Source organism: Streptomyces sp. NPDC048516, from assembly GCF_043199875.1.
Lineage (GTDB): Bacteria > Actinomycetota > Actinomycetes > Streptomycetales > Streptomycetaceae > Streptomyces.
This window is the reverse complement of sequence record NZ_JBICWS010000002.1, coordinates 686,976-700,166: the sequence shown is the minus strand read 5'-3', so window position 1 is coordinate 700,166 and position 13,191 is coordinate 686,976. Positions and strand designations below refer to the sequence as shown.

Annotated in this window: 11 protein-coding genes; all 11 read right to left on the bottom strand. The window is 70.3% G+C overall.

Going from position 1 to position 13,191, the window contains the following annotated elements; genetic code table 11:
* Nucleotides 1-22: 22 nt before the first annotated feature.
* On the bottom strand, nucleotides 23-703 hold the full coding sequence (locus ACGFR7_RS06970) for a protein-tyrosine-phosphatase (protein WP_350253984.1): 681 nt from the start codon (nucleotides 701-703) through the stop codon (nucleotides 23-25).
* Entirely contained in the window at nucleotides 703-1,350 is a 648-nt protein-coding gene (locus ACGFR7_RS06965; protein WP_393314001.1) for an L-threonylcarbamoyladenylate synthase, read from the bottom strand. Before ACGFR7_RS06965 ends, ACGFR7_RS06970 begins: the two co-directional genes overlap by 1 nt.
* A gap of 70 nt (nucleotides 1,351-1,420) precedes the next feature.
* Complete coding sequence (prmC, locus tag ACGFR7_RS06960) at nucleotides 1,421-2,266, bottom strand: peptide chain release factor N(5)-glutamine methyltransferase (protein ID WP_159470113.1); 846 nt, start codon at nucleotides 2,264-2,266, stop codon at nucleotides 1,421-1,423.
* A gap of 108 nt (nucleotides 2,267-2,374) precedes the next feature.
* The gene (gene prfA, locus ACGFR7_RS06955; protein ID WP_088800040.1) at nucleotides 2,375-3,454 is read right to left on the bottom strand and encodes a peptide chain release factor 1; all 1,080 of its coding nucleotides are present in this window, start codon (nucleotides 3,452-3,454) and stop codon (nucleotides 2,375-2,377) included.
* A gap of 171 nt (nucleotides 3,455-3,625) precedes the next feature.
* The gene (gene rpmE / locus ACGFR7_RS06950) at nucleotides 3,626-3,850 is read right to left on the bottom strand and encodes a 50S ribosomal protein L31 (protein WP_393313998.1); all 225 of its coding nucleotides are present in this window, start codon (nucleotides 3,848-3,850) and stop codon (nucleotides 3,626-3,628) included.
* 175 nt (nucleotides 3,851-4,025) lie between these two features.
* A complete protein-coding gene (locus ACGFR7_RS06945) occupies nucleotides 4,026-5,150 on the bottom strand; it encodes an LCP family protein (RefSeq protein WP_393313996.1) in 1,125 nt (374 codons plus the stop codon).
* A 405-nt stretch (nucleotides 5,151-5,555) separates the two neighbouring features.
* Complete coding sequence (gene rho, locus ACGFR7_RS06940) at nucleotides 5,556-7,622, bottom strand: transcription termination factor Rho (protein WP_393313993.1); 2,067 nt, start codon at nucleotides 7,620-7,622, stop codon at nucleotides 5,556-5,558.
* 372 nt (nucleotides 7,623-7,994) lie between these two features.
* Nucleotides 7,995-8,912, bottom strand: a complete 918-nt coding sequence (gene thrB, locus ACGFR7_RS06935) for a homoserine kinase (protein WP_393313991.1) — start codon at nucleotides 8,910-8,912, stop codon at nucleotides 7,995-7,997.
* Between the two features lie 362 nt (nucleotides 8,913-9,274).
* Entirely contained in the window at nucleotides 9,275-10,360 is a 1,086-nt protein-coding gene (thrC, locus tag ACGFR7_RS06930; protein WP_393313988.1) for a threonine synthase, read from the bottom strand.
* Between the two features lie 8 nt (nucleotides 10,361-10,368).
* Nucleotides 10,369-11,661 (bottom strand): homoserine dehydrogenase, encoded by a 1,293-nt coding sequence (locus tag ACGFR7_RS06925; protein WP_393313985.1) that lies wholly within the window; start codon nucleotides 11,659-11,661, stop codon nucleotides 10,369-10,371.
* A gap of 137 nt (nucleotides 11,662-11,798) precedes the next feature.
* Nucleotides 11,799-13,190, bottom strand: coding sequence for a diaminopimelate decarboxylase (gene lysA / locus ACGFR7_RS06920; RefSeq protein WP_393313982.1), 1,392 nt, complete (start codon nucleotides 13,188-13,190; stop codon nucleotides 11,799-11,801).
* Between the last annotated feature and the right edge of the window lies 1 nt (nucleotide 13,191).

The following is a 13,191-nucleotide window of genomic DNA, read 5'->3' as shown; positions in this document are numbered from 1 at the left end:
CGGTCCCGCGAGAGGACAGGCCTCAGGCCCGCGCCGGGACCCCGGTGAGGGCGGTGACGACCGGGTCGAGCGCCTGGTTGATCTCGTCGCCGATGGAGCGGAAGAAGGTGATGGGCGCCCCGTAGGGGTCGTAGACCTCGTCGGACTCCGGGTTGGGCGCCAGCAGCCAGCCGCGCAGCGCCGCGGCGGCACCGACCAGCGCACGGGCGCGCTCGACCAGCCCGCCGTCCGGCAGATCCGGGTCGGGGTCGGGCAGCGTGGCGGGGTCTATCGCCCGCACCAGCCGGTTGAACTCCTTGAGCGTGAAGGTGCGCAGCCCCGCGGAGTGCCCCATCGAGATGACCTGGGCACGGTGGTCACGGGTGGCAGTGAGCACCAGGTCGGCGCGGATGACGTGCTCGTCGAGCAGTTCCCGGCCGAGGAAGCCGGCCGGGTCGGCGCCGTAGTCGGTGAGCACCGTCGCGGCGTGGGTCTCCATCGGCGCGCCTTCGTGGCCCCAGGTGCCGGCGCTCTCCACGAGCAGCCCGCCGCTGCGGGCGTCGCCCAGCCGCAGTTCCAGGGCACGGCGGTGCAGCCGCTCGGTGATCGGTGAGCGGCAGACGTTTCCGGTGCTGACGTGGAGGATCCGAAAGGGGGGTGAGGGGGGTACAGGGGGGTGGGTGCCGGTGCCTGGTCCCGCTATGCCACGCCCCAGGGGCGCCATCAATTGGCCACCTCGAGCTCGGGTACCACCTTGCGCAGCTCCTCCGCGCTGAGCGCGCCCTCGCGCAGCAGCACCGGGATCTTGCCGGTGACATCGACGATCGAGGAGGGCACGGCGGCGGGCGTCGGACCGCCGTCGAGGTAGACGGAGACCGAGTCGCCGAGCATTTCCTGTGCGGCGTCGCAGTCCTGCGGGGACGGGTGGCCGGTGAGGTTGGCGCTGGAGACGGCCATCGGGCCGAATTCGGTCAGCAGCTCGATCGCGACGGGGTGCAGCGGCATCCGCACCGCGACCGTGCCCCGGGTCTCGCCCAGGTCCCAGGTCAGGGACGGCTGGTGCCTGGCGACGAGGGTGAGCGCCCCGGGCCAGAAGGCGTCGACCAGCTCCCAGGCCTGCTCGGAGAAGTCGGTGACCAGGCCGTGCAGGGTGTTGGGGGACCCGACGAGGACCGGGGAGGGCATACCGCGGCCGCGGCCCTTCGCCTCCAGCAGGTCGCCGACGGCCTCGGCGCTGAAGGCGTCCGCGCCGATGCCGTAGACGGTGTCGGTGGGCAGCACGACCAGCTCACCGCGGCGGACGGCCGAGGCGGCCTCGCGCAGACCGGTGGTGCGGTCGGTCGCGTCGCTGCAGTCGTATCGCCGTGCCATTACGGGACCTCCTCGTGCGAAACGAATACTTCGGATGCATCGGCTGCATCAGGCGCCGAAGCGGAACGCGTCATGGCGTCGCCCGGCGCGCGGTGGCGAAACGGGGCCTGTTGTTGAGGTCCGGGTGGTCGGCCGCATCGGCCCAGCCCCGCTCCTCGGTGAAGATCCACGGCACCTGCCCGCCCTGGGTGTCGGCATGCTCGATGACGACCACACCGCCGGGGCGCAGCAGGCGGTGTGCGGTCCGCTCGATGCCCCGGATGGTGTCCAGGCCGTCCTGGCCCGAGAACAGCGCGAGCTCGGGGTCGTGGTCGCGTGCCTCGGGCGCGACGTACTCCCACTCGGTCAGCGGGATGTACGGCGGGTTGGAGACGACCAGGTCGACCTGCCCGTCCAGTTCGGGAAGCGCGGTCAGCGCGTCGCCTTGATGGAGAACGACGCGGGACCCCTCGACGTTCTTGCGGGCGTAGTCCAGCGCCTGTTCGGACAGCTCCACGGCGTGCACCCGCGAGCGGGGCACCTCCTGGGCCAGGGCGAGGGCGATGGCCCCCGAGCCGGTGCACAGGTCGACGATCAGCGGCTCGACGACGTCCATGGCCCGCACGGCGTCTATCGCCCAGCCGACCACCGACTCGGTCTCCGGGCGGGGCACGAACACCCCGGGCCCGACGGCGAGTTCGAGGTAGCGGAAGAACGCCCGGCCGGTGATGTGCTGGAGGGGTTCACGCGCCTCGCGGCGGGCGACGGCCTCCCAGTAGCGGGCGTCGAAGTCCGCGTCCTTGACGTGGTGCAGCTCCCCCCGCTTGACGGCGTGCACGAACGCGGCGAGTTCCTCGGCGTCGAAGCGCGGCGAGGGCACACCGGCGTCGGCCAGCCGCTGGGTGGCCTGGGCCACCTCGGCGAGCAGAAGGTTCACGGGGCCTTCCTCCTAGTGCGCTGCGTCTTCATGGTGCGGTGCCGGGGCCTGCGGCGCCCCGGTGACGGGGTGCCGGAGCCGGGGCCGGGGCGTACGGGTCCTGCGGGCCTACTGGGCGGCGGCGAGCTTGGCGGCCGAGTCGGCGTCGACACACGCCTGGATGACCGGGTCGAGTTCGCCGTCGAGCACCTGGTCCAAGTTGTACGCCTTGAAGCCGACCCGGTGGTCCGAGATGCGGTTTTCCGGGAAGTTGTACGTACGGATGCGCTCGGAGCGGTCAACCGTGCGGACCTGGCTGCGCCGGGCGTCCGACGCCTCCCGCTCGGCCTCTTCCTGCGCGGCGGCCAGCAGCCGGGAGCGCAGGATGCGCAGCGCCTGCTCCTTGTTCTGGAGCTGGCTCTTCTCGTTCTGGCAGGAGACGACGATGCCGGTGGGCAGGTGGGTGATGCGCACCGCGGAGTCGGTGGTGTTGACGGACTGGCCGCCGGGCCCGGAGGAGCGGTAGACGTCGATCCGCAGGTCGTTGGGGCCGATCTCGACCTCGACCTCCTCGGCCTCGGGCGTGACCAGCACGCCGGCCGCGGAGGTGTGGATCCGGCCCTGCGATTCGGTGGCGGGCACGCGCTGGACGCGGTGCACCCCGCCCTCGTACTTCAGCCGCGCCCAGACGCCCTGCCCCGGCTCGGTGGCGCCGCCACCGCCCTTGGTCTTCACCGCGACCTGGACGTCCTTGTAGCCGCCGAGGTCGGACTCGTTGGCCTCCAGGATCTCGGTCTTCCAGCCGGCCCGCTCGGCGTAGCGCAGGTACATCCGCAGCAGGTCACCGGCGAACAGCGCGGACTCCTCGCCGCCCTCGCCGGCCTTGACCTCGAGGATGACGTCCTTGTCGTCGCTGGGATCACGCGGGACGAGCAGCAGCCGCAGCTTTTCGGTCAGCTCCTCGCGCCGGGCGTCGAGCTCCTTGACCTCGTCGGCGAAGTCCGGGTCGTCCGCGGCGAGTTCGCGCGCGGTCTCCGTGTCGTCACCGGTCTGCTTCCAGTCGCGGTACGTCGCGATGATCGGGGTGAGCTCCGCGTAGCGCTTGTTGAGCCGCATGGCCTCGCGCTGGTCGGCGTGGACCGCGGGGTCGGCCAGCCGCTTCTCGAGATCGGCGTGCTCGCCGATCAGTTCCTCGACCGCCTCGAACATCGTGGGGTTCCTCTACTGGCTGCTGTGGTGACCCGGGTACCGGGGCGCTGGCACATCTGCGGCTGCGCCGCGGGCCCCGGCCCCCGTACGGGAGCCAAGGGCCAGGACGACAAAACGCCGGTCCGGTCACCCCTGGGCAGGGGCGACCGGAGACCGGCGCCGTGCGGGTCGCTACTTCTTGGCGGCTGCAGCGCCCTTGCCGAAGCGGGCCTCGAAGCGGGCCACGCGGCCGCCCGTGTCCATGATCTTCTGCTTGCCCGTGTAGAACGGGTGGCACTCGGAGCAGATGTCGGCGCGGATGGCGCCGCCGGCGACCGTGCTACGGGTGGTGAAGGACGCGCCACAGGTGCAGCTGACCTGGGTCTCGACGTACTCCGGGTGGATGTCGCGCTTCAAGGGATTCTCCTAGGTTCGGGAGTGCACCGGGTCGTGCTGCGGGTTGCGTCACGTGAACCGGGGCCGACGGTCCAGTCTGCCAGGACTAGCCGTATCTCCCAAAACCGGGGTACGGCCGCAGCTATTCCCCGGGCCGGTTCCGGGGCCGCCGGGCCCCGGAACCCCCGCCTTCCGGCTACTTCACGTACTTGTCCGTGCCGCCCTGGTCACCGGCCGAGCCCTTGATCGCGGACTTGGGGATGTCCTTGTCCTGGCGCAGCGCGTCCCAGACCTGCTCGCTCTTCTTCATCAGCGGGATCACTCGGTCGGGGTTGTCGGGGTCGTAGGTCACCGGCAGCGTCACCATGTCGATACGGTCGGAGCCGATGTTGCCCAGGCTCTTGGCCAGCCCGGTCAGTTCGCTGACCGAGTTGAGGTCGGTGTCGGTGGTGATGGCCTTGGTGGCCGTGTCGGCGATGTCGTAGAGCTTGGTGGGGTTGGTGAGCACCCCGACGCTCTTGACCTGGTTCATCAGGGCCTTGATGAACGTCTGCTGCAGCTGGATGCGGCCCAGGTCGCTGCCGTCGCCGCCGGGCACACCGTGCCGGGTGCGGACCAGGCCGAGCGACTGCTCGCCGTCCAGGGTGTGCTTGCCGGGCTGCAGATGCAGATGGCTGTGGTCGTCGTCGATCGCCTTGCTGGTGGTGATGTCCACCCCGCCCAGCGCGTCGATGAGCTTCTTGAAGCCGGTGAAGTCGACCTCGATGAAGTGGTCCATCCGGACCCCGCTGATCGACTCCACGGTCTTGACCGCGCAGGGCGGCCCGCCGACCTCGAACGCGGTGTTGAACATCGCCCGCCGCGCGCCGGGGACGTCCTTGCCGTCCTTGCTGCAGTCGGGGCGCTTGATCATGGTGTCCCGGGGGATGCTGACCACGCTGGCCTTCTTACGGCCCTTGTACACGTGCACGATCATCGCCGTGTCGGAACGGGCGCCGCCCTCGTCCTTGCCGTACTCCCCGTTCTTGCCGGCGCGGGAGTCGGACCCCATCACGAGGATGTCCATCGAGCCGTCGTCGACGTTCTTCGGCCGGTCGTGTCCGAGGGCGGCGTTGATGTCGACGCCCTTCAGATTGCCGTTGAGCTTGAAGTAGACGTAGCCGAGTCCGGCCCCACCCAGCAGTACGACGCTGGTCAGCGTGCACAGGGTGATGGTCAGCGCTCGGCGGCGTCGGGTCGGGCCCTTGCGCCGGCGGCCCGTGGCACGTATGCCGCGGGCACGGCTTTCGGCCGTCTTCGCGGTCCCGTTGCTGTCCGCCATCTGCTCCTCAGTCCTCATTCGCTCGGCTGCCCCTCGCCGCCGCCGTGCTGTGTGCTGACACGGCCCGTTGCTCCTTGTCAGACGGGAGGTCGACGGGAAGGGTTGCACAGCGAGTCATGAGCGCTTTCTTAGAAACGCGCGGCGGTCCGCTCCGCAGGCCCAGGACCTTCGTCCTTCCCACCTGGGCTTTCGGCCCTTTTCCCGGCTTGGCTGAAACCATGCGGCTTGCACGGATCTGTGCGGAAGGTCTCAAGCGCGGCATGTGTAGGGCCCACGGGGCCCGGGCGGCTTGCCCGACGCCGCCCCGCGGCCCGCGCCGCCCCGGCCGCCGCAGCACACAGCCCCCCTCACCCTTTTGCGGGTGAGGGGGGCTGTGCGGTACGGCGCCGGTGCGCCCTGCGGGCGTCAGTCGTTGCCGTTGCCCGCGGTCGGCGTCGTCTTCTGGATCTGCAGCAGGAACTCCGCGTTGGACTTCGTCTGCTTCATCTTGTCCAGCAGCAGCTCGATGGCCTGCTGCTGGTCCAGTGCGTGCAGCACCCGGCGCAGCTTCCACACGACGGCGAGCTCGTCGCTGCCCATGAGGATCTCTTCCTTACGGGTGCTGGACGCGTCCACGTCCACCGCCGGGAAGATGCGCTTGTCCGAGAGCTTGCGGTCGAGCTTGAGCTCCAGGTTGCCGGTGCCCTTGAACTCCTCGAAGATCACCTCGTCCATCCGCGAGCCGGTCTCGACCAGCGCGGTGGCCAGGATGGTCAGCGAACCGCCGTCCTCGATGTTGCGCGCCGCACCGAAGAAGCGCTTCGGCGGGTAGAGCGCGGTCGAGTCGACACCACCGGACAGGATGCGCCCTGAGGCCGGGGCGGCGAGGTTGTACGCACGGCCCAGACGGGTGATCGAGTCCAGCAGGACGACCACGTCGTGACCCAGCTCGACGAGGCGCTTGGCGCGCTCGATGGCCAGCTCGGCGACGGTGGTGTGGTCCTCGGCCGGGCGGTCGAAGGTCGAGGAGATGACCTCGCCCTTCACCGACCGCTGCATGTCGGTGACCTCTTCCGGACGCTCGTCGACCAGGACGACCATCAGGTGGCACTCGGGGTTGTTGCGGGTGATCGAGTTGGCGACCGCCTGCATGATCATGGTCTTGCCGGTCTTCGGCGGGGCCACGATCAGACCACGCTGGCCCTTGCCGATCGGCGTGACCAGGTCGATGATCCGGGTCGTCAGGCCACCCGACTCGCCCTCCAGGCGCAGACGCTCCTGCGGGTAAAGGGGCGTCAGCTTCCCGAACTCCGGCCGTCCGCGGCCCTGTTCGGGCGCCACACTGTTGACGGTGTCGAGCCGGACCAGCGCGTTGAACTTCTCGCGCCGCTCGCCGTCCTTGGGCTGGCGGACCGCGCCGGTGACGTGGTCGCCCTTGCGCAGGCCGTTCTTGCGGACCTGGGCGAGCGAGACGTACACGTCGTTCGGACCGGGCAGGTAGCCGGAGGTCCGGATGAACGCGTAGTTGTCGAGGATGTCGAGGATGCCCGCGACGGGGATCAGGACGTCGTCCTCGGAGACCTGCGGCTCGTTGCCGAAGTCCTCACGGCCCCCGCGGCGGCCCCGGCGGTCGCGGTAGCGGCCGCGACGGCCCCGGCGTCCGCCCTCGAAGTCGTCGTCGTCATCGGTACGGCGGTCGCGCTGACGCTGGCCGCCCTGGCCGCCGCCGTCACCGGCGTCGCCCTTGCGGCGGTCACCGCGGTCACCGCGGTCGCGCTGGCGCTGGCCGCGATCGCCGCGGTCGCCCTTCTGGCCGCGGTCCTGACGGTCGCCGCGGTCCTGGCGCTCGCCGCCCTTGCTCGGCCGGCCCTCGCCGGTCTCCTGCGGGGTGGTCGCGGTGTCGGTCTTGGCATCCGCCTTGACCTCGGTCTTCGCCTCGACCCTGGTCTCGGTCTTGACGTCGCCCGAGGCGCCCTCGGGGCTGCCCGCGGCGGCGGTGGCACGGCGCCGGCGGCGCTCGCCGGCCGGCTGCTCGTCGCTGACCGGCTGGCCGGGGATGTCGATCTGCTGCTGGGCGGCGGACTTGTCCGCGGCCTTGCCGCCCTTGGCGGCCTTGCCGGCGGTCTGCTCCGCGCCGTCCTCGCCGGTACGGGCCTTGGAGGTCGTACGGCGCTTGGGCTTGGTCTCGGTGTCGGCGGGCGCATCGGCCTTGGCCGCGGAACCCGAGCCTCCCCCAGAGCCTGAAACGGCCTGGGAGGAGCCCCCGGCCTGCTTCTCCTTGATGACCTCGATCAGCTGGCTCTTGCGCATCCGCGCGGTGCCCTTGATACCGAGGCCGGAGGCGACCTGCTGCAGCTCCGCCAGGACCATGCCGTCAAGGCCGGTGCCGGAACGGCGGCGCCGTGCGGTAGCAGGAGCGGCGGGAGCGTCCGCGGCGGGCTCGGTGGCACTGCCATCGGTGCGCGCGCCCATCAGATCGGTGGTGTCGCTCACGAAGGGTCCTTCCCTGGAGCGGGCGTCGGCCTGTCTGGCTCGGCGACCGGTTGTGCTGTCCGGCTGGGTCCTTGGTCTTGTGGACCGGGCCGGGGCGGTGGTCCCGCCGGAAGTGGCGGAGAGAATCAGTTCATGGCTCCGGCGTGAAGAGATGCAGACTGGCCATGTCGTCACGCCGATTCCGGAGCGTGCTCACTCCTGCTCAGGCCATGGCTCCAAGCAGTTTGGGAGGCTCCCGGAAGAAGGTGGTCCCTATGGGGGACACGAAGCACCGCGCCGCTCAGGCGTCGAGTACTGACTTGAGGTTAACACTACCGGGTCCAACAAACATTCCCCCTCTCCAAGACCGGCAATCGTCGATCACCCGCGTGATCACCCGGCGAGCGGCAGCACGCAGGTGCCCGCCGCGTCGAGGGTCAGCCGGTTGGCCGCCCACCCCTCTCCCGCCAGCGCCGCGACCTTCTCGGCCGCCGCGTCCTCGACCAGCGCGAGCACCGTCGGGCCCGCACCGGACACGACTGCAGGGACGCCGTCCGCACGCAGTCGGTTCACCAGGGCCACGCTCTCCGGCATCGCGGGAGCCCGGTATTCCTGGTGGAGTCGGTCCTCGGTCGCGGCGAGCAGCAGCTCGGGGCGCCTGGTCAGGGCCTCGACGAGCAGTGCGGCGCGGCCGGCGTTGGCCGCGGCGTCCACATGGGGGACGGTGCGCGGCAGCAGTCCACGGGCGGTCTCGGTCAGCACCGGCTTTCCGGGGACGAAGACCACCGGAACGATGGAATCTGCGGGATCCATCCGGATCGCGCGGGCGGTGCCGGTGTCCATCCAGGCGAGCGTGAAACCGCCCAGCAGACAGGCGGCGACATTGTCGGGGTGGCCCTCGATCTCGTTGGCCAGCTCCAGCAGCGCGGTGTCGTCGAGCTTTTGCTCACCGCCTATCGTCACCGCGCGGGCGGCGACGATGCCCGCGCAGATGGCGGCGGAGGACGACCCCAGGCCGCGGCCGTGCGGAATGCGGTTGGCGCAGACGATTTCCAGGCCGCGCGGCTGTCCGCCGAGCAGCTCGAAGGCGGTGCGCATCGACCGGACGAGCAGATGACTCTCGTCGCGCGGCAGGGAGTCGGCGCCCTCACCTGCGATGTCGATGTGCAGGCCGGTATCGGCGACGCGCACCACGACATCGTCGTACAGGCCCAGGGAAAGACCCAGGGCATCGAAGCCGGGACCGAGATTGGCGCTGGTAGCGGGGGTGCGCACCCGGACGGCGGCGGCGCGGAACGCGGGACCGGCCATCGCTCGATGACTCTCCTTGATTGATACTGCGGTACTGGCCCACACAGCGCCGCGGCACCGAAGTGCCCGGCCGGCTCGTGGGGTCTGTTCTGACCTGCCCTGAACGCCACTGCGTTATGCCGTGGGGAGGGGAGTTGGCTCCAGCCTATCGAAGGAAGGTTCTGTCGCGACATAGGGCGCACAGGAGGCGCACGATGCGTGTCGCGCGCCTTCCTGTGCCCCGACGCCGCCTTCCCTGGGCTTTGCAGCCTTTGCACACTTTGCTGCGGGGGTGACGGGACAGGGGCGGTCCCGTCACCGGGTGCCGTACGCGCAGGTCCTGCCGTACGGCGGCGCCCCCCGCACAGGGGGCGCCGGGCCGCCTAGACGAGGCCGAGGCGCTCCGCCGCGGCGTCCGCGTCGATCGGGACCGTGACCGGCTGCGGCGCTCCGGCCACCGCCCAGTCCGGGTCCTTGAGGCCGTTGCCGGTCACCGTGCAGACGATGCGCTGGCCGGGGTCGACCTTGCCCTCCTCCGCGGCCTTGAGCAGACCGGCGACGGACGCGGCCGAGGCGGGCTCCACGAAGACCCCCTCCTGCGCGGCCAACAGGCGGTAGGCGGACAGGATTTGACGGTCGGTCACAGAGTCGATGAAGCCCCCGGACTCGTCCCGGGCCTGCTCCGCGAAGGACCACGAGGCGGGGTTGCCGATACGGATGGCGGTGGCGATGGTCTGCGGGTCCTTGACGACCTCACCGCGCACGATCGGCGCGCTGCCGGCGGCCTGGAATCCCCACATCCGCGGGGTGTGCGAGGCGATGCCGTCGGCCGCGTACTCCTGGTAGCCCCGCCAGTACGCCGTGATGTTGCCGGCGTTGCCGACGGGCAGCACATGGATGTCGGGCGCATCGCGGAGCATGTCGACGATTTCGAAGGCCGCGGTCTTCTGGCCCTCGATCCGCACCGGGTTCACGGAGTTCACAAGTGCGACCGGGTAGTTGTCGGACAGCCGCCGGGCCAGCGTCAGACAGTCGTCGAAATTTCCCTCGACCTGGAGAATCTTCGCGCCGTGGACCAGCGCCTGGCCCATCTTGCCGAGCGCGATCTTGCCCTGCGGGACGAGCACCGCGCAGACCATGCCGGCCCGGACCGCGTAGGCGGCGGCCGAGGCGGAGGTGTTGCCGGTGGAGGCGCAGATGACCGCCTTGGCACCCTCCTCCTTGGCCCGGGTGATGGCCATCGTCATGCCACGGTCCTTGAAGGAGCCGGTGGGGTTGGCGCCCTCGACCTTGAGGTGCACCTCGCAGCCGGTGCGCTCGGAGAGCACCTGGGCCGGGACGAGAGGGGTGCCGCCCTCCCGGAGGGTGACGGCCTCGGTCGTGTCGCTGACCGGAAGCCGGTCGCGGTACTCCTCGATGATTCCGCGCCACTGGCTGCTTGCCGTGGTCACAGTGGAATTGGCAGACATGGGTTCCTTTACTCCCCTTCGACCCGCATGATGCTGGCGACACCACGGACGGTGTCGAGCTCGCGCAGAGCCCCGACGGTCGACGACAGGGCCGCGTCCGCCGCTCGGTGGGTGACGATGACGAGGGATGCCTCGCCGTCCTTGCCCGACTGACGGACCGTATCGATCGATACGCCGTGTTCCGCGAAGATCGTGGCGACCTGAGCGAGAACACCGGGCTTGTCGGCCACGTCGAGGCTGATGTGGTACCGCGTGACGACCGCGCCCATGGGGCTGACGGGCAGCCGGGTGTAGGCGGACTCACCCGGTCCGGTGGCACCGGCGAGCTTGTTGCGGCAGACCGCGACGAGGTCGCCGAGGACCGCGGAGGCGGTCGGCGCGCCGCCCGCGCCCGGCCCGTAGAACATCAGCTGGCCGGCCGCCTCGGCCTCGACGAAGACCGCGTTGTACGCCTCGCGGACGGAGGCGAGCGGATGCGTCAGCGGAATCATCGCGGGGTGCACCCGCGCGGTCACCGACGCTCCGTCCGCGGCCCGCTCGCAGATGGCCAGCAGCTTGACCGTGCACCCCATCCGCTTGGCGGAGGCGATATCGGCCGCGGTGACCTCCGTCAGGCCCTCGCGGTGCACATCGTCGATGGTCACGCGGGTGTGGAAGGCGATACCGGCCAGGATCGCGGCCTTGGCGGCGGCGTCGAAGCCCTCGACGTCGGCGGTCGGGTCGGCCTCGGCGTAGCCGAGCGCGGTCGCCTCGTCCAGCGCCTCGCTGTAGCCGGCGCCGGTCGAGTCCATCTTGTCGAGGATGAAGTTGGTGGTGCCGTTGACGATGCCGAGCACCCGGTTGACCGTGTCGCCGGCCAGGGACTCGCGCAGCGGCCGTACCAGCGGAATCGCGCCCGCGACGGCGGCCTCGTAGTAGAGGTCCGCGCCATTGGCCTCGGCCGCCGCATGCAGCGCCGCACCGTCCGCCGCGACCAGCGCCTTGTTGGCGGAGACCACACTCGCACCGTGCTCGAAGGCGGTGGTGATCAGCGTACGGGCCGGCTCGATACCGCCGATGACCTCGATCACGACATCAATATCGCCCCGCTTGACCAGCGCGGTCGCGTCGGTGGTGACCAGCTCGGCCGGGACGCCGTCGCGCACCTTGTCGGGGCGGCGGACGGCGATCCCGGCGAGCTCCACCGGCGCACCGATACGGGCGGCGAGGTCATCGGCGTGCGTCGTCATGATGCGCGTTACCTCTGAGCCGACAACACCACAGCCCAGGAGCGCCACTTTCAGCGGACGCGTACGCATCATTTGACCTCTGCTTCTCATCGATCAGCGAATTCCAGCTTGCTCATGCACAAGTCTCACGCACCGGACGGTGGTTTCCGCCCCACGTCCAGATGCCGAGACATTTATTTCATCCGGGTCCGGGACCCGGCGATCCGGTTCTACCCGACATCCAACCGCAGGAGATCTTCCTCCGTCTCCCGCCGGACGATCACCCTGGCCTGACCATTCTTTACCGCGACAACGGGCGGCCGCAGCGAGTGGTTGTAGTTGCTCGCCATGGAACGGCAGTACGCACCGGTGGCCGGCACCGCGAGCAGATCCCCCGGCGCCACATCGGCCGGCAGGAAGGCATCGCGTACGACGATGTCGCCGCTTTCACAGTGCTTGCCCACCACGCGCGAGAGCATCGGCGCGGCATCGGAGGTGCGCGACACCAGCGCCACGCTGTACTCCGCGTCGTAGAGCGCCGTGCGGATGTTGTCCGACATCCCGCCGTCCACGGACACGTACGTCCGCAGGCCTTCCAGCTCCTTGACCGTGCCGACCTCGTACAACGTGAAGGCCGTGGGGCCCACGATCGCCCGTCCCGGCTCGACCGACAGCCGCGGCACGCCCAGTCCCGCCGCCGCGCACTCCTTGCTCACGATGTCGCCCAGCGCCGACGCGATCTCGTGCGGCTCCCGCGGATCGTCGTCCGAGGTGTACGCGATGCCGAGCCCGCCCCCCAGATCGATCTCGGGCAGCTCGATTCCGTGCTCGTCACGCACTTCGGTCAGCAGCTGCACCACGCGACGCGCGGACACCTCGAATCCCGCCATGTCGAAAATCTGCGACCCGATATGACTGTGAATCCCGATGAGTTCCAGCCCGTCCAGCTTCAGCGCACGGCGTACGGCCTCCGCGGCCTGCCCGTCCGCCAGCGCGATACCGAACTTCTGGTCCTCGTGGGCGGTCGCGATGAACTCATGCGTATGCGCCTCGACACCGACCGTGACGCGGATCTGCACCCGCTGCCGCTTGCCCAGCCGCTGCGCGATATGTGCGACCCGCACAATTTCCTGGAACGAGTCGAGCACGATCCGTCCGACCCCCGCCTCCACGGCGCGGGTGATTTCCTCGGTGCTCTTGTTGTTCCCGTGCAGGGCGATCCGCTCGGCCGGCATTCCGGCCGCCAGCGCCGTGGCCAGTTCGCCGGCGGAGCAGACGTCGAGATTGAGCCCTTCCTCGTTCAGCCAGCGGACGATGGCCCGCGACAGGAAGGCCTTCCCGGCGTAGAACACATCCGCCCCCGGCCCGAAGGCGTCCTTCCACGCCCGGCAGCGGGCCCGGAAGTCGTCCTCGTCCAGGAAGTACGCCGGAGTGCCGAATTCCGCGGCGAGCGCGGCGACGTCCAGCCCGCCGACGGTGACCACACCGTCGGCGTTGCGGGAGACCGTACGGGACCAGACCCGCGGGTCGAGGGTATTGAGATCGGCGGGCGGCCCGGCGTAGTGCCCCTCGGGCAGTACGTCAGCATGCCGGGGCCCTGCAGGGTGCGCGGAGCGGCTCATG

Excerpts from the sequence above, each read along its gene's own strand:
- ACGFR7_RS06970 (WP_350253984.1), bottom strand. The coding sequence starts at position 703 with ATGGCGCCCCTGGGGCGTGGCATAGCGGGACCAGGCACCGGCACCCAC.
- ACGFR7_RS06965 (WP_393314001.1), bottom strand. The coding sequence starts at position 1,350 with ATGGCACGGCGATACGACTGCAGCGACGCGACCGACCGCACCACCGGT.
- prfA (WP_088800040.1), bottom strand. The coding sequence starts at position 3,454 with ATGTTCGAGGCGGTCGAGGAACTGATCGGCGAGCACGCCGATCTCGAG.
- ACGFR7_RS06945 (WP_393313996.1), bottom strand. The coding sequence starts at position 5,150 with ATGGCGGACAGCAACGGGACCGCGAAGACGGCCGAAAGCCGTGCCCGC.
- thrB (WP_393313991.1), bottom strand. The coding sequence starts at position 8,912 with ATGGCCGGTCCCGCGTTCCGCGCCGCCGCCGTCCGGGTGCGCACCCCC.
- thrC (WP_393313988.1), bottom strand. The coding sequence starts at position 10,360 with ATGTCTGCCAATTCCACTGTGACCACGGCAAGCAGCCAGTGGCGCGGA.
- ACGFR7_RS06925 (WP_393313985.1), bottom strand. The coding sequence starts at position 11,661 with ATGATGCGTACGCGTCCGCTGAAAGTGGCGCTCCTGGGCTGTGGTGTT.
- lysA (WP_393313982.1), bottom strand. The coding sequence starts at position 13,190 with ATGAGCCGCTCCGCGCACCCTGCAGGGCCCCGGCATGCTGACGTACTG.